The following is a 540-nucleotide window of genomic DNA, read 5'->3' on the forward strand; positions in this document are numbered from 1 at the left end:
TGGGGGTGTAATTTTTGGATTTATTATTGACGGCTTTGAATTTACTACCATCAATAGCGAACACGGCATCTTCAAACATGTTGAGTTGTCGGCATAACTCGACGAATTTACGGCAAACGTTTTTAATTCCCTTACCATTATCCTTTCTGAAGTTTGCAATCGTTTTGAAGTCGGGAGATAAACGTTCAGGCAGCCACATTAACTCGACATTGTGGTTGCATTCCTTCTCCAGCCGTCGCGATGATTGAATTCGATTTAAATAACCGTAAATGTAGGGCTTGAGCATCATGGCAGGGTGATATCCAGGACGGCCAGTTGACTTGGGATTCACGCTTTCAAAACCTAAGTCGAGTAAATCTAGATGTTCAACAAAGACATCAATAACTCGCACTGGGTTATCTTCGCTAACAAAGTCGTCCATGAGTTCTGGAAAGAGCGTGGATTGATGCCTTGATTGACCAATAATATGGTGAGACATGCCAGAATCTCCATGATTATGCTTACCAATCTGATGATACTGGACTTGGCTTTGAAATTGGA

The 540-nt window shown here is 41.7% G+C and carries 1 protein-coding gene; it reads right to left on the bottom strand.

Annotation, left to right across the window (positions count from 1 at the left end):
- A partial coding sequence (locus AAC147_RS01745) for a transposase (RefSeq protein ID WP_047685067.1) occupies positions 1 to 478 on the bottom strand: 478 nt, incomplete at its 3' end.
- Positions 479 to 540: the final 62 nt, after the last annotated feature.

It is taken from the genome of Xenorhabdus sp. NBAII XenSa04 (assembly GCF_963866145.1).
GTDB lineage: Bacteria > Pseudomonadota > Gammaproteobacteria > Enterobacterales > Enterobacteriaceae > Xenorhabdus > Xenorhabdus indica.